At 59.3% G+C, this 18,262-nt stretch carries 15 protein-coding genes; 9 read left to right on the forward strand and 6 right to left on the reverse strand.

The features are described 5' to 3' along the window. Positions 1–317: 317 nt before the first annotated feature. Positions 318–1,298, forward strand: a complete 981-nt coding sequence (locus VJU77_03250) for a glycosyltransferase (GenBank protein ID HKP02355.1) — start codon at positions 318–320, stop codon at positions 1,296–1,298. Continuing rightward, positions 1,295–2,746, forward strand: a complete 1,452-nt coding sequence (locus VJU77_03255) for a pyridoxal-dependent decarboxylase (protein ID HKP02356.1) — start codon at positions 1,295–1,297, stop codon at positions 2,744–2,746. Before VJU77_03250 ends, VJU77_03255 begins: the two co-directional genes overlap by 4 nt. Before the next feature lie 311 nt (positions 2,747–3,057). Here the strand turns inward: VJU77_03255 and VJU77_03260 are convergent, their stop codons facing one another. Then, entirely contained in the window at positions 3,058–3,324 is a 267-nt protein-coding gene (locus VJU77_03260) for a zinc ribbon domain-containing protein (protein HKP02357.1), read from the reverse strand. Between the two features lie 23 nt (positions 3,325–3,347). Next, entirely contained in the window at positions 3,348–3,641 is a 294-nt protein-coding gene (locus VJU77_03265) for a hypothetical protein (protein ID HKP02358.1), read from the reverse strand. 171 nt (positions 3,642–3,812) lie between these two features. On the opposite strand from VJU77_03265, the gene hppD reads away from it, so the two are divergent. Together hppD and VJU77_03275 are read left to right on the forward strand one after the other, a co-directional pair. Continuing rightward, positions 3,813–4,946 carry a 4-hydroxyphenylpyruvate dioxygenase gene (gene hppD / locus VJU77_03270; protein HKP02359.1) on the forward strand — a complete coding sequence of 378 codons (1,134 nt, stop codon included), beginning with the start codon at positions 3,813–3,815 and terminating at the stop codon, positions 4,944–4,946. Positions 4,947–4,969: 23 nt separating this feature from the next. Continuing rightward, complete coding sequence (locus VJU77_03275; GenBank protein ID HKP02360.1) at positions 4,970–6,154, forward strand: homogentisate 1,2-dioxygenase; 1,185 nt, start codon at positions 4,970–4,972, stop codon at positions 6,152–6,154. A gap of 85 nt (positions 6,155–6,239) precedes the next feature. Here VJU77_03275 and VJU77_03280 read toward each other — a convergent pair whose 3' ends face one another. From VJU77_03280 to VJU77_03290, 3 genes are all read right to left on the reverse strand, one after another. After that, entirely contained in the window at positions 6,240–6,938 is a 699-nt protein-coding gene (locus VJU77_03280) for an NlpC/P60 family protein (GenBank protein ID HKP02361.1), read from the reverse strand. 202 nt (positions 6,939–7,140) lie between these two features. Further along, positions 7,141–10,125: a protein kinase gene (locus tag VJU77_03285; protein ID HKP02362.1), complete on the reverse strand. Its 2,985-nt coding sequence runs from the start codon at positions 10,123–10,125 to the stop codon at positions 7,141–7,143. Then, positions 10,126–10,674, reverse strand: a complete 549-nt coding sequence (locus VJU77_03290; GenBank protein HKP02363.1) for an ECF-type sigma factor — start codon at positions 10,672–10,674, stop codon at positions 10,126–10,128. It lies immediately after the preceding gene. A 231-nt stretch (positions 10,675–10,905) separates the two neighbouring features. Here VJU77_03290 and VJU77_03295 point away from each other — a divergent pair, with 231 nt between their 5' ends. The 5 genes from VJU77_03295 to VJU77_03315 all read left to right on the forward strand — a co-directional run bounded on the left by VJU77_03295 (position 10,906) and on the right by VJU77_03315 (position 16,311). Continuing rightward, on the forward strand, positions 10,906–11,346 hold the full coding sequence (locus VJU77_03295; protein HKP02364.1) for a hypothetical protein: 441 nt from the start codon (positions 10,906–10,908) through the stop codon (positions 11,344–11,346). A gap of 108 nt (positions 11,347–11,454) precedes the next feature. Next, positions 11,455–13,125, forward strand: coding sequence for a kelch repeat-containing protein (locus tag VJU77_03300; protein ID HKP02365.1), 1,671 nt, complete (start codon positions 11,455–11,457; stop codon positions 13,123–13,125). Positions 13,126–13,341: 216 nt separating this feature from the next. After that, positions 13,342–13,881 (forward strand): GTP cyclohydrolase I FolE, encoded by a 540-nt coding sequence (folE, locus tag VJU77_03305; protein HKP02366.1) that lies wholly within the window; start codon positions 13,342–13,344, stop codon positions 13,879–13,881. 72 nt (positions 13,882–13,953) lie between these two features. After that, the gene (locus VJU77_03310) at positions 13,954–15,165 is read left to right on the forward strand and encodes a 6-carboxytetrahydropterin synthase (GenBank protein HKP02367.1); all 1,212 of its coding nucleotides are present in this window, start codon (positions 13,954–13,956) and stop codon (positions 15,163–15,165) included. A 453-nt stretch (positions 15,166–15,618) separates the two neighbouring features. After that, the gene (locus VJU77_03315) at positions 15,619–16,311 is read left to right on the forward strand and encodes an SDR family NAD(P)-dependent oxidoreductase (GenBank protein ID HKP02368.1); all 693 of its coding nucleotides are present in this window, start codon (positions 15,619–15,621) and stop codon (positions 16,309–16,311) included. A 94-nt stretch (positions 16,312–16,405) separates the two neighbouring features. On the opposite strand, the gene VJU77_03320 is transcribed toward VJU77_03315, so the two are convergent. Then, positions 16,406–18,130 (reverse strand): aromatic amino acid hydroxylase, encoded by a 1,725-nt coding sequence (locus VJU77_03320; GenBank protein ID HKP02369.1) that lies wholly within the window; start codon positions 18,128–18,130, stop codon positions 16,406–16,408. Positions 18,131–18,262 lie beyond the last annotated feature (132 nt).

Consider the following 18,262-nt stretch of genomic DNA (forward strand, 5'->3'; position numbering starts at 1 on the left):
TCTGTAGCGGCGGTCTCAGACCGTCGGCTGATGACGGAATGAAGGTCGACGGTCCGAGACCGCCGCTACAGTCAGGTGGATCGCGCGCTACGCCGCGCGATGATTGACGCGTCTAGTTTCCTTCGAGGGGCGCATTTCCGCAGCAACGCTGTCGTCATCGAGCGCGTAGCGCTCGATCCACCTCGTTTGGCTTCGCCTCATTAATTTTGTAGCGGCGGTCTCAGACCGCCGGCGCGATTAGATAATAGACGATCGACGGTCTGAGACCGCCGCTACAGGAAATGAAACGCTGCACCTATCTTCTCCCAATTCGACGAATGAGCTTCTCCGACGCCGAAGCGGCTGAATTCGCCGAATATTTCCACACCCTGGGCGAGGCCGGTTGCGAGGTGCTGGTCATGGACGGCTCGCCGGCTCCGGTGTTCGCCGAAAACCACAACGCCTGGAGTTCGCTCTGCCGGCACCACGAGGTGGATCGTTCGTTCGGTTATTTGAACGACAAGGTAAACGGCATTCACACCGGCGTGAAACTGGCGACCTCACCGAAAATCGTCCTCGCGGATGACGACATCCGTTACACCGCAGCGCAAATCGACCGGGTTTGCCAGCTCCTCGACGATTTTGAGGTCGTGCGTCCGCAAAACTACCTCTCGCCGCTTCCCTGGTGGGCGCGAATGGAAGCTGCCCGGATGCTGATCAACCGCGCGACCCTGCGGACCGCCGATTACCCGGGCACCTGCGCCTTTCGTCGGGACACCATGTTGCGGGTCGGGCACTACGATGGCGATGTCCTGTTCGACAACGAGGAGATGATCCGCCATTTCGCGCGGGAAGGCGCGGCCATCAGTTACGCGACGAACCTGTTCGTGCAAAAACGGCCGCCGCGTTTCCGGAAATGGATCGAACAACGGCCGCGGCAGGCCTACGAGGATTTCGGGTTGCGGCTAAAGACAGCTCTCTTTCTGAGTTTGCCTCTGCTGGCGGCGGTGGCCGGTTTCGCTTTTGGCTGCAAAGCGCTGTTGCTCTACCTGCTCGGCATTTTCGTGGGCGGTGTCGCGCTCGCTTTTGCCGGCCGGTGCCGCGGCGACGCGGGACAATACTTTCGACTGAGCGTCTGTCTTTTCGCGCCGCTCTGGATTGCCGAGCGCACCTTCAGCACCTACTGGGCGCTCTACTGGCAATTCGCCCGTGGCGGTTATCCCTTCGGCGACAAAATCTTGTCGAAAGGCATCGGACGCGATTGGATCAGCGGTGGACGCGTGGCCGCGCAGGCGGCGGCGCGCCAGCCTAACGAATGAACAATCAAAGCCCCGAACGTCCGCCCGGAACGATGGGCGACATCCCCGCCGACGTTTTTCGCAAACATCTCCACGAGCTGGCGGATTGGATTGCCGATTACCGGGAAAAAATCGCCGAGCGGCGGATTGCCCCGAACGACAAGCCGGGCGCGGTCCTGGAACAGTTGGACAAAACGCCGCCGGAAACCGGCACCTCCTTCGACCGCATCTTCGCCGACATCGATCGAGTGATCGTTCCCGGCGTGGCCCACTGGGCCCATCCGCAGTTCATGAGCTACTTCGGCTGTACCACCACCAGCCCTGGGATCCTCGCCGAGATGATCACCGCCGCGCTCAACGTCAACGCCATGACCTGGCGCACGTCTCCAGCCGCGACCGAGCTGGAAACGCTCGTGCTCGACTGGCTCCGGGAATGGCTCGGATTGCCCGCGGAATTTACCGGGGTCGATTACGACACCGCTTCCATCTCGACCATGCACGCGCTCGCGGTTGCGCGGGAGGAAGCGAGCACCTCCATCCGGACGCTCGGCCTCTCCGGCCGGTCCGAGCTGCCTATCTTTCGAATTTACGTTTCCGACCAGGCCCACAGCTCAATGGACAAAGCCGCGATTGCGCTGGGGCTAGGGGAGCACAACGTGCGGCGGCTCGCCTGCGATTCCGAATTTCGGATGAACGTCGCCACGTTGCGGGAGGCGGTGACCGCGGATCTTCGTCACGGCTTCAAGCCTCTCGCAGTCGTCGCAACCGTGGGCACCACCTCAACGGCCAGCGTCGATCCGGTGGCGGAAATCGCCAAAGTCTGCGCGGAACATCAGATGTGGCTCCACATCGACGCGGCTTACGGCGGCGGTTTGGCCCTGTTGCCCGAGCACAAATGGGTCACCGACGGCTGGGCCGAAGCCGATTCGCTCGTGATCAATCCGCACAAAATGCTTTTCGTTCCGTTCGATTTCAGCGCGCTTTTTGTCCGCGACATTGAGCGGCTCCGTCGCCTCTTCACCCTCGTCCCCGAATACCTGCATCTCCGCGATCCCGCCGGCGCCGAGATCAACTACATGGATTACGGCGTCCAGCTTGGCCGCCGCTTCCGCTCGCTCAAGGCGTGGGTCGTCTGGCGATCGTTTGGCCGCGCCGGGATGGCCGCCATCATCCGCGAACACCTGCGGTTAGCTCAGCTCTTTGCCGGCTGGGTCAAAGAGGACGCCCGCTTTGAATTGTCCGCTCCTGTCATGATGGGAGTCGTCTGCTTCCGCCTCAAGGACCCCAATGACAAAGCGGCCGACCAGAAAAACAGCGCCACCGTCGCCAAGATCAATGCCTCCGGGAAAGCCTACCTGACCCAGACCAAACTCCGCGGCCGCATCGTCATGCGCCTCGGTCTCGGAAACATCCTCTCCACCGAAGAACACGTCCATCGCGTCTGGGATATCATCCGCGAAGCGATCTAAATTTCACTAGCGGGCTTCTGTAGTTCTCGCCCTGTGGGCGACAGTTCCGCGCCAAAGGCGCCATTCAATTTTAGCCTGGGGCAACGCCCCACGGTTCATGAACGAAAAAGGCCGAGCGCTGAAAGCGCGATTCACGACGTTTTGTGCAAGATTTGAATCGCGCTTTCAGCGCTGGAAGCCTTGGAAATCCTTGGTCCTGGGGCGTTGCCCCCGGCTGGAATTGAGGTCGCGCCATTGGCGCTACGCGCTACCAAATCGCCGGAGAAGTCCGCTTCGAGGCGTTCGCATATTCCCTGGCTCGGCCATTTCCCTTAGGAACCCTTCCATCGCTCGAGGTTCGGAATTCCTTTTGTGAATAAGGACGCCAGAAAGCGGGGAAAGCCCATCTCTTTCATCTTCGCTTTGACGAAGTCCTGCATCTGGGACGCCGTCCAATCGGGCTGCTTGAACGCGCCATCTTCATAGCAATACGAGCAATACATGGTACTCACCGTGCCGTCCGCGTTGCGTCCCCCACCTCCCGGCGATTTCTTGAGCGGCATACCGCAGCTCTGACAATTCTTGTATGTGGCTGTCATAGGATTGTTTTGCCCTTTTCGCTTCAGGACGGGTTCGTCCCATCGGTCTTCTTTTTCATGACGCGCGCAATTTGAATCAGGGTAACGAGCAGCAGAGAGAAGCCCATCGCCGCAGTGCCAAGGAACAGGCCCCAGATCATGCCCACGCCGGCCGCATAGCGCACCAGTGAACCACCAGCGCTGTGGCCAAACAGGGAGGCCACGAACTCTGGAGAGACCAGCGCAACCACACACGCGAATATGCCGCCGATAGCCGACGAGCCGAGAGCTCCCGCCACGATCGAGGCGAAATAGCGGAGGAAAGTCATATTGATCAACGGAACGAAATCGATCGGCTCAAAGCCATTACCTTTTTGTCTAACAAATCCTTCGCCCGATCACAAGCCCGGCGCATCGTGCGAAACGATTCCAGGCGGCTGGCTCGGCTTTGTTTGAAAGGCGTTCGGAGTTCGGTTAACGTGGAGTTGCCCGCGAAACCTCAAATTCTTATGGAAACGACCATCGCCGCTCCCAAACAAACCGCGTCCGCCGAAACCGATTTTCTCCCGCTCCAGGGGACTGATTACGTTGAATTCTGGGTAGGCAACGCCAAGCAGGCCGCGCATTTTTACAAGACTGCGTTTGGTTTTCAATCGCTCGCCTACGCCGGCCCCGAGACCGGCGTGAAAGATCGCGCCAGCTACGTGATCCGGCAGAACAAGCTGACTTTCGTCCTGACCACGCCGATGCGGCCGAATAACCCGATCGCCGACCACATCGCGTTGCATGGAGATGGCGTGAAGTTTCTCGCGCTCAAAGTCGAGGACGCGACTTCCGCCTGGAAGGAAACCACCAAGCGCGGCGGCAAGAGTTACATGGAGCCGACCACGTTGAAGGACGACACCGGCCGAGTGGTGATGAGCGGCATTCACACTTACGGCGACACGGTCCATCTCTTCATCGAGCGGGGCGATTACAACGGCGTTTTCATGCCGGGCTTCCGGAAATGGGAGAGCGACTACAACCCGCCTGATACCGGCCTTCTCTACGTCGATCATTGCGTCGGCAACGTCGGTTGGAACCAGATGAATCCGTGGGTGAAATTCTACGAGGATGTGATGGGATTCCGGAACATCCTCACCTTCGACGACAAGGATATTTCGACCGAATACTCGGCGCTCATGAGCAAGGTGATGAGCAACGGGAACGGCTTCGTGAAGTTCCCGATCAACGAGCCGGCCGAGGGGAAAAAGAAATCGCAGGTAGAAGAATACCTGGACTTCTACAACGGCGAAGGAGTCCAGCATTGCGCGGTCGCGACCAACGACATCGTCAAAACGGTGACCGACCTGCAAGCGCGCGGCGTCGAGTTCCTCAAGATTCCGACCACGTATTACGACACCCTGCCGGAAAGGGTCGGGCACATCGACGAAGACCTGGAGCCGCTCGCCCGCCTCGGCATCCTGGTCGATCGCGATAACGAAGGATATCTGCTCCAGATTTTCACGAAGCCGGTGGAAGACAGACCGACACTCTTTTTCGAAATCATCCAGCGGAAGGGCGCGAAGAGTTTCGGCAAAGGCAATTTCAAGGCGCTCTTTGAAGCGCTGGAAAAGGAACAGGAAGCGCGGGGCAATCTGTAATCGCCTAACGAGAGGATCAACTTATGCCGCATTATCAAAAGCTGGGCGAAATCCCGAGAAAGCACCACATTTGGTTCCATCGCAACGGGGCGGGTCCCGGGTATAAAAACGAAGGCATTTACTACGAGCACGTCATCACGACGGAAGGCTTCAACGAAGCTTACTCGATCATGTATCACCTCCGCCCCCCCACGCGGGTGCGCAGCGTCGAGCTGATCAAGTGTGAAGAGCTGAAGAAGGTGACGGACGCGCCGCTGCGTCATCACCACCTCAAGGCCGCCAATGTTCCGCGCAAAGGCGATCTCTACACCGGCCGGATCCCGATGCTCTTCAACCAGGACATGATCGCTTACCGGCAAAAACCGGCGAAGACCTACGGCGAATACGAGTATTTCCGGAACGGTGGCGCCGACGAGATCATCTTCGTTTTCAAGGGTGGGGGAACGCTGGAGAGCCCGTTCGGCAAACTGCGTTATCGCGCCGAAGACTACATCGTCATCCCGCGCGGGATTACTTACCGGCTCGTGCCGGACAAGGTCGAAGAAGAAGATTATCTCATCCTGGAGTCCACCGGTCCGGTCCGCATCCCGCGCCGCTACCTGAATCATGAAGGCCAGATCCGGATGGGGTCGCCCTATTCCGAGCGTGACTTTCATGGGCCGACTGAAACGCTGGTGATCGATAAAGACGAAGACGTTGCCGTTCTGGTGAAAGATGGTCCGCGCTGGACGCGGGTGGTTCACGCCCACCATCCTTGCGACGTCGTCGGCTGGGACGGGTTCGTTTACCCATTCACGTTCAACGCCCAGGATTTCGAGCCGATCACCGGCACGGTCCATCAGCCGCCGCCGATCCATCAGACCTTCGAGATTCGCGGTTACGTCGTCTGCACCTTCGCGCCGCGGATGCTCGACTATCATCCGGAAGCGGTGAAGATCCCGTGGGTGCACGACAACGTCGAAGCCGACGAAGTGCTCTTCTACGTCCGCGGCAATTTCGGCTCACGGAAGGGGATCGAGGCCGGCTCGATCACCTTGCATCCGCGCGGAATTCCCCACGGACCGCATCCTGGGACGATCATGGCGAGCAAAGACGCGCTGCGGACCGAAGAGCTCGCCGTCATGTTCGACACCGAGCATACGCTCGAGTTGACTGAACAGGCCGTCGCGCTCGACGACGAGAAGTATCCGCTTAGCTGGCTGGATTAGCGCAAACTAAACGGCACGGAGGCGTTCCGTCTCCATTCCGAAAATAGCCCAACGCTTGTGCGCTGGGCTATTCCCTTCCGATTCGTCAGCGCAACCACCGCCATGCCACCATCAGGACTTCCTGTCCGGCAATTGGCGAAGAATTCAGATCAACGATATGGACACGCATTATGTCCGGATCGGCTTCGATCCAGCGGCTGGCGCCCAGGCAGGCCAACACGTGGCTGCCGGATGTAGTCACGGCGAGATCGCCCGCACGAAGGCTTTGCGCAGCTCGCATCGGGATCGCCGCGCCATCGGCGATGGGCAACGTTAAGCCGTTGGCGCCTTTTCCCAGCTGAATCGCGTTGGTGTCGCGCCACCAAAGTTGGAGAGCCGCGCGGAGCAGCGCCGGATCGCCCGCGGCCAAACTTTCGTCAGCCAGGGCGCGGACCATGGCGGCGCGAACGAGACCGGAACAGTCAATGCCTCGATGATTCTCGCCGCCGTAAACATAACGAACGCCGTCGTATTGGCTCAGATGGTCGACGAACCGCTGACGGAGTCGGTCAGTGTTGATTTTTTCGCGTCCGGGAATCAGTAGGGCCGCGAAGAACGCAGCGATCATCAGCATCAGAAGAACTCGTAATGCCTTCTTTCGCCACGTGACTGCGACGAGGGACAACCCGGTCAAACCCCAAAGAGCAAGCAGCACCAAGCGAATGAGAGAATTGCGATAAGGGACGATAATGAGAAGCCCGAGGGCTGCGGCAGGCAGGAGCAATACGATGCGTTTCCAAGGCACAGCGTGAATCCTCCTATGAAACGACCGTCGTGCAATCTATTCGGCTCAAGGTATGCATGATAGTTCGCCATAGGGAGGTGCGAACGGCCCAGCGTGCCGTCCCTACCAAGCATTTGTGTCCATTCGCGGTCTTCCCTCCGCGGCACGAGGGCGTGCCGTCCCCAAGTCCATTCGCGTAATTCGCAGTTAGATCAGGAGTGAATTAATTCCAGTCAGGCGGTTGGGCCGCGCGGGCCATGATTTGCTGGAATTTCGGGTCCGCTCGGATGCCGTCCCAAACAGGATCGAACTTCAAACGACCGTAGTCCGGGCCTTTGGGCAAATGGGCGATTTTGGCCAGCTGTTCGAGGGCCGCTTCTCCTTCGCCAAGTTGCGCATACACCTCGGCGAGCACCAGGATTTGCTCCGGCGCATCCAGCGCGTTACGCGCTAACGGAGCCAAATCCACCGAATGCTGGGCCGTGCGGATCGCCTCTTCCTTTCGGCCGAGAGCGGCGTAGGCGACACTCAGGCTGCTCAGGCTGTTCAGGCTGTCCAGATCCTCGGGTCTTTCGGCCAGGATGTTCTGATAATACGCGACAGCGCCGGTATAGAATTCCCGCGCCTTCTCCTGTTCACCACGCATTCTGGCGATGATTCCTTCCCACGGCATCGCATATTTTTTCTCGACGGGAAGCGTAGCGAGCAAGGCAGAGGCGCGATCGAGGTCGCGTGCGAAAATGGCCAGTTCAATCGACCGTTCAGTGCCCCAGTTCGTCCGGACCGGCGCGGTTTCCAGGACCGCTCGGGCTTCGTCCAACTTTCCCAGGCCCAGGCGGCAATAGGACCGGTAAATGGAAAGGACGTCGTAATCCGGGGGAAACTGCTTGATGGCCCGATCGGCGAACTCTTCCGCTTCTCTAAATTGCCGCAAGGCGATAAGGCTCTCGAGAAGCTCGAGAGCGGTGAAATGATTGTGCGGGTCTAATTCGACGGCGGTCCTGCCATCTCTCAGTGCGTCTTTCCAACGCCCATACCGTCGCTCCACCAGCGCGAGGAGTTCGGCGCGCTCCGCCTTATCCCGAGGAGCATCCATGCCTTCCAGCTCCTCCAGCTCGCGGTCAAAATCTCGGGTAAGACGATAATAGCGCGCCATCGCGAGATGGGCCTCAGGCAGGTGAGGCGCCAGACGCACGGCGGTCTCGGCTGCTTCCTTCCCGGCAGCGAGGGATTGCTCCGACCGATAAACAAAACGGAAAGAGTCGAGATGTGTTTTCGAGAGGAGGCAGTAGGCGAGAACAAACTGGGGATCGCGCGCGATGGCGGAGCCAAGCAGATCGAGCGTGCGCGGATAATCGCGTTGGTAGAAGGCCTGGCGCGCGCGCAAATAGAGTTCATATGCCGCCAGGTCGCCGGTGGGAGCCTTGGCGAATGCGCTTACTTTTTCCGGCGAAAAATTCGCCTTCAGCTGCGACGCGATTGTTTGAATGATTTCGCTTTCGAGCGAAAAGATCTCCTCCAATTTCTTTTCGTAGCGTTGCTCCCAAATTTTGGTATCGGTCGCAGCTTCAAGGAGGCGAACATTGATCTGGAGACGCTCTTCGGCCTTCTGGACGGTGCCTTCCAGGACGTAGGCGACCCCCAGGATTCGTGCGATTTCGCGGTTGCTTGTCGTTCGGCCACGATACGGGGCGGCGCTGTTGCGGCTTATGACCTTTAACTCGGACACCTGGGTCAGCCCTTCGATAATGTCGTCATGAATTCCATCGACAAAGTAGGCGTCGGGGGCATTCGCGCCGAGACTCTCGAAGGGCAGGATGGCATCCCCGGCGGTAAGGCTCGCGAACGGCAGAACGGCGATGCCTTTCGTGGGCGCCGTAGCATTTGCGGAAATCTCAGAGGGCGGAGCGCCTCGGTGCTCTGAGAGCGCCGCTCCAGAGAACGAGCCCGGCTGCGGGCGGCCGCGGATGAGGCGATTGCCCAGAAGCAGCAGAACTAAACCGGCCGCGACCACTAGAGCGGTTAGAGCAAATCGCACCGGCCGGCTTTTCGAGAGTGTTCGCTGAAGAACGTAAGCCGGTTCGCTCGCGCGGATACGGATCGCTTTGCCGTCCAGATGTCGCCGGACGTCGTCGGCGAGGTTTTTTACGGAGGAGTAACGTCGTGCCGGATCCTTCTGGAGGGCGCACCCGACGATCGCGTCCAGGTCTCCGCGAAGGCGCCGTTGGCGGGTTGGATCCTTGACGACAATGCTTGGAGGGTGCGGCTCCTGTTCGCAAAGAACCGTGAGCAGTTCTTCGAGGGTTGGATTGCGATTCGGGAACCGGTGCGGTTTGCAGCCGGTGAGTATTTCGTAAAGCAGAACCCCGAGCGCGTAGACGTCGGTCGACACCGTCCCGGCTTCGCCTCGGGCCTGCTCGGGCGACGCTGAAACCGGTGTCAATAGTTTGCCGTCGAGCGCGGTCGCTTCCAGCGGATTGGTCGGGTCGAGTATCACTTTGGCGATGCCGAAATCGAGCAGCTTCACATCGCCTTTGCCCGTGACGAGGATGTTGCTCGCCTTCAGATCGCGGTGCACAACCGAATTGGCGTGGGCCGCTTCCACCGCCGCGCAAATCTTCAGGAATAACTCCAGCCGCGCGGAGATGGAGGCTTTGCTTTGCTCCAGAAAACGCGTCACCGGTACGCCCTCGACATATTCCATGACGAAATACTGGCTGTCGTCGTCCGTGGTTCCGGCGTCCAAAAGCCGCGCGATATTCGGATGGTCGAGCCGCGCCAGGACCCGGCGTTCGGAATGGAAACGCTGGACCATTTCCTCCGTGTCGATTCCGGAATTCAACAACTTGATCGCGACTTCTTTCTCGAAATATCCATCCGCCCGCGCGGCGAGATAGACGGTTCCCATTCCGCCGCGGCCGATCTCGCGCGTCACCACGTAGGCGCCGATCCTCTTGCCAATTGTTTGAGACGCGACCTCGCGCCGGATTCTTCTCGCGGCATTTTCCGCGCAGGCTTCCAAATCGTCGCTCGCGCTGCGGCGCAGAATCTCCGCTTCCGCCAGGAGCGATTCGGCCTCGGCCAGCAGGACCCGGTCGTCGGAGCAGGAGCGTTGGACAAACGCGAGGCGGGCGCTGGTCGATTCCTCATCAAAGGCATCACTGAGGATCGACTTCAGTTGCTGCCAGCGCTGCGGATCCATGCTCATTCAATCAGAGCGCGATAATTCGCGATGCAACCATATCTTTGCCAGGGCCCACTCGCGCTGCACCGTGGCCACGGAAATCCCGAGGGCGGCGCTGATTTCCGGCACCGTCAGTCCGCCGAAGAAACGCAGCTCAACGATCTGGCTTTGGCGTGGATCGAATCTCTCCAATTCCCGAAGCGCTTCGTCCACGCGCACGACATCGATCTCGCGAGATTCGTAAAATTCCGCGGCAAGCTCCAGGCGGTCGTTGCCGCCGCGCTTTTTGCGGTTTCGCGCGATCGCGTAATTCGTCAGGGTCTGCCGCATCGTGCGCGAGAAGATTCCCAGGAAATGAGCGCGATTTTCCCAGGAGGCGCTCTGCTGGTTTTCGAGCCGCAGGAAAGCTTCGTGAACGAGGGCGGTGCGCTGAAGGGTGTGATCCGAGCGTTCACCTCGAAGGTAGATCTCGGCGAGGCGAAGCAACTCGTCGTAAACGCCGGGAATCATCGCGTCCAGCGAGGTGCCATTCGCCTTCGCCCTCGTCGGAGTAAGCGCGTCCGCTGAATTCACAGCCCTTAAATCAAAGGATGACGCATTCAAACCCTGCCTAATTTACGGGATTGACGGATTCTTACAATACCGCAGACAGGTGTTCCGGAGAGGGGCCGATCTTTTTCCCCGATTCCGACTGATTTTTGATAGGTTCTTCCGCCCTTTATTGCATTACAGGGTGTGGAAAGAGAATCACTCCTGGCGAAGCGAGAGGTTCGCCGTCGTCTGTGGCCGGGTCGTTTTGCTCGTATGATGCAAACGGCGAGCACTTTACTGATCGTCGCGAATCTGGTCCTGCCTGGGACAGGCCTCAGGGCCGAACCGCCGGCGAAAAACACCCGCAATCCCAGCTCTCGCGACACGACCAAGGCGAAAGACTCGGGCCCGTCTCGCGCTCGTCTCCTTGAATCGGCCAATGGCTGGTTGCGCGTGAACGGGGAATGGGTGCACCCTGAGGGCTACAAGTTCGTGAACAACAGAGTCATTCGAACCACCGCAAGAACCGGGAAGACATTGCCCAAGCCGCCGGGCAAGCTGGCGCAGGAAAACGCGTCGAAGCTGGAGTCGCCAACCAAATCCAAGGCCCCTGCCGCGACCACCGACACGAGGACACCGGCCGAGAAGGCGGCCGAAGCCCGGGAAAAAAATTTAACCCCGACGGCAGCACCCCAGACTGGAACGCATTTGTAATTCAGCCAGATGATAACCGAGGCACGAGCTATGAAATTGAATAAACCTCAGAGGGCGCAGAGGGCGTTGCTTGCGATCTTTGCCGGCGCGCACGAATGTGTTGCCGGGATGAAACCGTTGTTCGCGGGAGCAATCATCTCGTTTGTTCTGACCGTTGCGAGCAGCGGCCAGACTGGCGACGGGGAATGGTCTCATCTCCAGTACATGCCCTCCGAGAGACAGGAAGTGGCCACAGCGGTTTTGGGCGGGAAGATCTACGTCATGGCGGGCTACACCGGGACCGACTTTGACGTTCACTCCACTGCGACGGTGGATGTTTACAATCCCGCCACCGATACATGGAGTTCAGCTCATCCGCTCCCGGCCGTGAACAATCACAATTGCGCGGCGGTAGTGGCGGGAAAACTCTACTCCTTCGCCGGGACTTCGAACGCGACCTACCTTTACGACCCAGTTAACGATTCGTGGTCCTTCGTCGCCTCGTCGAATTACCCACATGTCAACACCGCGGCCGTCGGGGTCCTTAACGACAAGATTTACATAGCGGGCGGGCTCAACGCCGGCAACCAGGCGGAGGTTTTCGATCCGCAGACGAATACGTGGACGCCGATTGCCTCGATGAACATACCGCGGCACCACTGCGCCGGCGGTATGATCAACGGCAAGTTTTATGTTGCCGCCGGCCGAGGCTGGGCCGCGTCGGAAACCGCCCTGGAGGTTTACGACCCGCAAACCAACTCCTGGAGCACGCTGGCGCCGATGCCCACCGGACGTTCCGGCGTGGCCGCCGCCGTCGTCCATGACGAGTTGTACGTCTTCGGAGGTGAGGGGAGTCAAGGGGTCTATCCAAATGTCGAGGTTTACAATCCAACCACCAACAGCTGGCGTCGAATCCAGGACATGGCCGACCCGCGTCACGGCATCTGGGCTTCGGTCATTGGCAGCCGGGTTTACATCATCGGCGGCGCGGTCGCCCTAAACTACCTGCCAACTGGATCGAACACCGTGTTCAGCGTGACGAGCAAAGGAACGTTTGCCAATATTTCCACGCGCCTGAAGGTGGGCACCGGCGACAACGTCTTGATCGGCGGCTTCATCGTTAATGGCACGGCTTCGAAACGGATCATTGTTCGCGCTCTCGGTCCATCGGTTCCGCTGCCGGGAGCCCTCACGAATCCTCGGCTCGAGCTTTACAATGCGGCCGGCCAGTTGATCGCGACGAACGACAATTGGCGGGACGCGCCTAACCGGCAGGAGATCATCGATAGCGCGCTCGCGCCAATGAACGATCTCGAGTCTGCCATTCTCACGACCGTGAATCCCGGCGGTTTCACCGCGGTCGTCCGGGGAGAAGGCGCCTCGTCCGGAGTGGCGCTCGTCGAAGTCTATGATCTCGAGGCCGGCTCGCCTTCCAGCCTGGCCAATATTTCCACGCGCGGGTTGGTCCAGATGAATGACGATGTCCTGATCGCTGGAATTATTTTCGACGGCCAGATGCAGCGGAAAGTGATCGTGCGGGCCATTGGTCCCTCCCTTCCGCTGGCGAACACGCTGGCCGATCCGCGGCTGGAATTGCGCGACGCGAACGGTGGCCTGGTCGCCCAGAACGATAACTGGCGCACCGACCAGGAAGCGGAGATCAGCATGACCATTCCGCCGACCAACGACCTTGAATCAGCCATCGTCCAGACTCTGCCGCCGGCGAGGTACACCGGGATCGTGCGCGGAGTAAACAACGGGACCGGCCTCGCGGTGGTCGAAGCCTACGCCTTGGAATAGCGGGACGTCTATCGCGGCGCTGCGTCCGCTGTCGCCCGCGCAGGCGGCGCCGCGGCGTGGGCAATCTTTACACCCTGGGGCGGCTGCCTATATTCACGTTCCCAACTAACCGGGGGCGAGACAGCAATGGCAGGACAAAATCACGAAACGGAATTACAGGCGGCCGAGCGTCGCATCGCGAGCCTGCGTCCCTGCGCGGCGGCAAAGCTGGCCGGCATGGAAAGCTCGTTCCGCAGCCTGCTGGAATCGGTCGGCGAAGATCCCGAGCGTCAGGGATTGCTGAAGACACCGAATCGGGCCGCGCGTGCGTTCGAGTTCCTGACCGCCGGCTATCGCCAGAGCCTCGAGACGCTGGTTAACGACGCCATTTTTGATTCCGAAGCCAGCGAGATCGTGCTCGTGAAAGACATCGAGCTCTACTCGATGTGCGAGCATCACTTGCTGCCGTTCGTGGGCAAGGCGCACGTCGCCTACATTCCGCATGGGAAAGTGATTGGGCTTTCGAAAGTTGCGCGCATCGTCGACATGTTCGCGCGTCGGCTCCAGATCCAGGAGAACCTCACCATCCAGATTGCCGACGCGCTCATGAAGACGCTGCATCCGACCGGCGTCGCGGTCGTCATCGAGGCGAAGCATCTTTGCATGATGATGCGCGGCGTGGAGAAACAGAATTCGCTCATGAAAACGTCCTGCCTGCTCGGTGTCTTCAAGGAAGATGGCCGGACCCGCTCGGAGTTTCTCTCTCTCCTGGCCTGATGTGCTGGGCGTCTCGGTGAGACGCCGGCCACTTTCCCCGTGCCGTCTCACCCAGACGGCCTACAATCAGGGATGCTCCTGACGGTCAGCAAGCGTCTCGAATTTTCGGCCTCGCGCCGTCTTTTCGTCCCGGAATGGAGCGAGTCCGAAAATCTGGCCGCTTTCGGGCCGGAAACCGCGGCGCGTTACGGAACCGGCCGCAATTACGTCGTTTATTTCATTTTCTCGGGCACGGTCGATCCCGTCACGGGAATGCTGCTGAACATCAGCAAGATCAAGGAGTGGGTGGGCGAGGTTTTGCGAGAGGGGTTCGATCATAAGTTCCTGAACGAAGACAATCCCGCGTTCGCCCACCTGCCGCCGACAGCCGAGAATGTGGCGCGCGAGCTTTTTCGCCAGGCCGCGCCCCTTTTTCATTCCTCGAGCGCCCACCTGATAGCGTGTCATCTGGCGGAATCGGAAGCGCGCAGCGCGACCTTCTATGCGACCGGAATTTTGGAATCAAATTACTGGTTCGAATTTTCCGCGGCGCGGCAAACGATGTCACCGCGGCTCACCAGGGAGGAAAATGAAAAGCTGTTTGGTGTCGCGGCTTCACCCTTTGGTCACGGCCACAATTATCGGGCGCGGCTGACTTTTCGGACCGACTCGGATCCCGGCGAGCGTTCGCAATTTCCCGCCGTCCACGCCAGCATGGATGCGCTGAGAAAGGAACTCGACCATAAGAATCTGAATCGACAGGTTCCAGGGCTCGCGAATCAACCGATTACGACTGAAAACCTGGCCCGGTATGTTCATCATCGAATCGCGGGGTCGTTGCCTATCGAGCGAGTGCGCCTGCACGAACGAAGCGACTTTTTTGCTGAATACTGGAAGGGCGATCGCTATTTCCTTGGGCTTCAGCTTCCCTTCAACGCCGCTCATCGATTGCACAGCGCGGTCCTGTCCACCGATCAAAACGTCGCCCTTTACGGCAAGTGCAATAACTCGCTGGGTCACGGTCATCGCTATATCACCGAAGCGACGGTCGGTGGCCCGTTCGATGAACGAAGCGGGACGTTGATGAACTTTGCCGCACTCCAAGCGGGGGTGGGGGAGGCCGTTCGGCCCTGGCAGGACAAACATTTGGATCTCGAACTCGAGGAATTTCGAAAAAAGCCCTCTACCGGAGAAAATATCGTCCAGGCTCTTTGGCCCGGTTTCGATTCGCGCCTGGACGCGCGCCTTGTTCGTTTGCGTCTCTGGGAGACCGCCAACAACCGCTTCACCCTGCGAAAGTCATAGCCGCGTCGCTTCAAAAACCAAGGAGCGGCGCTTTCCAAACCGCCGTCTGCAGCAGCGCCCGCTTTGAAAGCGGGCCTCGCTCTTTGGTCTGCTTTACGGGTCGGTCTAAAAAGCCGCAGCGACACTTGACGTGTTCTTTTTACGGCGACAGAGCGCCGTCACTACAGCACATGCCCCCAGATCTTGACGGCTTAAAGCCGTCAAGATTACGGCGCGCCTTCGAAGATCGAGTGACAGGTTTGGCATGATCAATTGCTCGATTCGCTAAGCCGGAGCAAGGAGCGGCGATTTACAAACCGCCGTTCCAAAAAGGCGCTCCGGCGGCGTAGAAAAGGTTCATCAACGACACTAGACGCGTTCTTACGGCGATTTCCCAGGCGCGGAACCGTCCGTTACCACGCCGTAATTCGAAGTTGGACGTTGAGCGTTGGACGTTGAACGTTCCTCTTCCTCATGAAGCGATATCTCATTACCGGCGCGAGCCGCGGCATCGGGCGAGCCATTGCCGAAAAGCTCGCGGCGCCTGGGCACGCGCTTCTCCTCCATGGGCGCGATCATGACGCGCTGGCGGAAACCTGTCGCCGGGTCGAAATTAAATCGAGCCAGGCAATCCCGCTTTGTTACGACCTGCGAAATCCCGCTTCGATTCAGAAGATGGTCGACGAAATTGGTCCGGATCCCCTCGAGGCGCTGATCAATAACGCCGGCATCGCGAGCGTAAAACCGCTCCGCGAAATCACCCTCGACGAATGGCAGGCCACTTTCGCCGTCAACGTCACGGCCCCATTTCTCCTGACGCAAAAACTTCTGCCACTCATGTCCGCCGGTTCAACCGTCGTTAATATTTTATCGATCGCGGCGAAAACAGGGTTTCCGAATTGGGGCACTTATTGCATGAGCAAGTTCGCGCTCGAAGGTTTCTCGCAGGCGGTCCGCGAAGAAGTGCGACCGCGTGGAATCCGCGTCCTCAACGTTTATCCAGCGGCGACCAACACGGAAATTTGGAGCGGAGTCGAAGGCGACTGGCCGCGCGAGAAGATGCTGGTGCCGGAGGAAATTGCCCATGCGGTTGCTTATGCGCTCTCCCGGCCGGCAGATGTTGGCGTCGAGAATATCATGGTGCAAAACGTCAGCGGCGCGTTGTAATCTGTAGCCGTCGCCCTGCGGGCGACGTGAGTGTGCTGCTTCTCGCCAACGCTTCGCACAGCGAAGCGGCTACAGAAGAAGACCGCCGAGCGGCTTAGCGAACCTGCCCCGCGGTCTCGAGCCCGGCCTTGTGATATGTTACCAGCCGGAAGCCCCACTCGATCAGGGTCGCTTTGTCTTTATCGGTGAGTTTTTTCTGGTTGAGGAAACTCACAATCCGCTGCTTGAGATCGTTTTGTTCGCCGGCGTCATCGAGTAACTCGAAGATGTCCATCGAAAGGAGCCAGTCATTCGCGTGCTCGGCCTGTTGCGTCTCCCAGATTTCGCCGAGCCGCTCGTAACCGACTTTGCGTTCCCGAATATCGCGGACCTGCTGGTAAAGGTTCTCGAGCTTTTTGCGTTTCTCGTCGGAAGGCGCCTTGATGGTGCGCTCCTTCGGCACGAGCGCGACCTCCAAATACGCGTCCTTGTCCGCCGCGCCGTTGAAGACCGACACGATCCGATCACCAACCGCCATGTCGTATTCGCCCCAGGCCGGTTCAAAAAGGAGGCGATCCCCGAGCTTCACAGTGCAATTCGAGAAGGTCACTAACAGCAGCTTGCCGTCTGGCCGAACCAAACGTTCCACCCGTCCGGTCACCGTTATGCCGCTCGTAAACTCCAATTTCGCGTCTTCACCTTCCCGAAGCGTGGTCTCTTTCCAATTGCCAATCGGCGCGCCGAAACCTTCCGCGTGCCGCTCCTTGCTGTGCCCCTCGAGTTGTTTGTCCTTGAAGGCCAGCGCCGTCGGCCCAGTCGTCCGCAAATAAATCGGCTGCCCATTTTCGTCCGCCAGCACTTCGCTGAAAACGCCAGTCACCTGGAGGCCGGAGGAATACTCGGCAGTCGCGGCGCGCTTGCATTCAATCGCCTTGTTCAACCCTTCCAGGCCACCGACGCGATAGGCCATCCGGCTGGCGAATTCTTCCAGGACATCGCTGAGGTGCTTGAAATCGCGGCAGACGAAGAGCTGCGGTTGCTTTGTCGTGATATCAAACGGCTGATTCGCCGCATCGATGGAATACCAGATCTTCTTCACATTCGGTTCCAGGCAGGAAACCGATTCGCCGATCGAGGAGAGCAGACCCGCGCCGTAGATCTTCGGATTTTCGAGCGTGCCGATGAGGCCGTACTCGACCGTCCACCAATGCAACCGGGAGAGCAGCGCCATTTCCGACGGCTCCCCAAGATTCGCGAAACGCTGTTCCACTTCCCGGGTCGCGTCTGCCACTTCCTCTTCTTTCGAGTTCGGCAGCTCCTTCAAAATCGACAGATGCCGGATCGCTTCGTAGAGCTCAAAGTCCTTGCGTGACTGCATCGCTCTCGCACCGACTTCGCCGAAACGCTGGAGGTAATCGGAGTATTCGCGATCGACAATGATCGGCGCGTGTCCCGCGGCTTCATGGACGATGTCCGGCGCCGGCGTGTATTCGATGTGGTGGATCTGGCGCATATCGCACGCGATCACCAGGACCTTGTAAGCCTGGAATTCCATGAACGCCGCCGGCGGAATGAACCCATCCACCGCGACTGCGCCCCAGCCGATCTTGCCCAGGATGTCGTTCATCTCCTGGATGCGCGGGATGCGTTCGAAGGAAATGCCGGTGTCGAGCAGCCCCTGGAAATAAACTTTATGGGCGTATTCCTTCAGGAAAAAAGTGTTCTGGCGCATGATGAAGCGCCAGACGGCGTGATCGACCGAGGTGTATTCGTCGTAGCACTGGTCCACCGCGAACTGGAGCAAATGTTTCGGAAGCGCGGCCACGGCCTTGTTATTCATGGGAATGGCATTCGATATCATTAGGCGGTGGCTCCCTCGCGGATGCAGCCTAAATTAAGATCGATTGGAAACGGAGCAAGCGCATTCAAGTCGGGCGACCGCGGTCCTGGCAGAGAGGAACACCGCCGGTAG

This window comes from Chthoniobacterales bacterium (genome assembly GCA_035274845.1).
Classification (GTDB): Bacteria; Verrucomicrobiota; Verrucomicrobiia; order Chthoniobacterales; family UBA10450; genus AV80.

What these genes read in the sequence shown, in the direction of transcription:
- VJU77_03300 (HKP02365.1), top strand. Translation starts at nt 11,455, where the DNA reads ATGAAACCGTTGTTCGCGGGAGCAATCATCTCGTTTGTTCTGACCGTT.
- VJU77_03275 (HKP02360.1), top strand. Translation starts at nt 4,970, where the DNA reads ATGCCGCATTATCAAAAGCTGGGCGAAATCCCGAGAAAGCACCACATT.
- VJU77_03320 (HKP02369.1), bottom strand. Translation starts at nt 18,130, where the DNA reads ATGAATAACAAGGCCGTGGCCGCGCTTCCGAAACATTTGCTCCAGTTC.
- VJU77_03285 (HKP02362.1), bottom strand. Translation starts at nt 10,125, where the DNA reads ATGAGCATGGATCCGCAGCGCTGGCAGCAACTGAAGTCGATCCTCAGT.
- folE (HKP02366.1), top strand. Translation starts at nt 13,342, where the DNA reads ATGGAAAGCTCGTTCCGCAGCCTGCTGGAATCGGTCGGCGAAGATCCC.
- hppD (HKP02359.1), top strand. Translation starts at nt 3,813, where the DNA reads ATGGAAACGACCATCGCCGCTCCCAAACAAACCGCGTCCGCCGAAACC.
- VJU77_03310 (HKP02367.1), top strand. Translation starts at nt 13,954, where the DNA reads ATGCTCCTGACGGTCAGCAAGCGTCTCGAATTTTCGGCCTCGCGCCGT.
- VJU77_03295 (HKP02364.1), top strand. Translation starts at nt 10,906, where the DNA reads ATGATGCAAACGGCGAGCACTTTACTGATCGTCGCGAATCTGGTCCTG.
- VJU77_03255 (HKP02356.1), top strand. Translation starts at nt 1,295, where the DNA reads ATGAACAATCAAAGCCCCGAACGTCCGCCCGGAACGATGGGCGACATC.
- VJU77_03315 (HKP02368.1), top strand. Translation starts at nt 15,619, where the DNA reads ATGAAGCGATATCTCATTACCGGCGCGAGCCGCGGCATCGGGCGAGCC.
- VJU77_03250 (HKP02355.1), top strand. Translation starts at nt 318, where the DNA reads ATGAGCTTCTCCGACGCCGAAGCGGCTGAATTCGCCGAATATTTCCAC.
- VJU77_03260 (HKP02357.1), bottom strand. Translation starts at nt 3,324, where the DNA reads ATGACAGCCACATACAAGAATTGTCAGAGCTGCGGTATGCCGCTCAAG.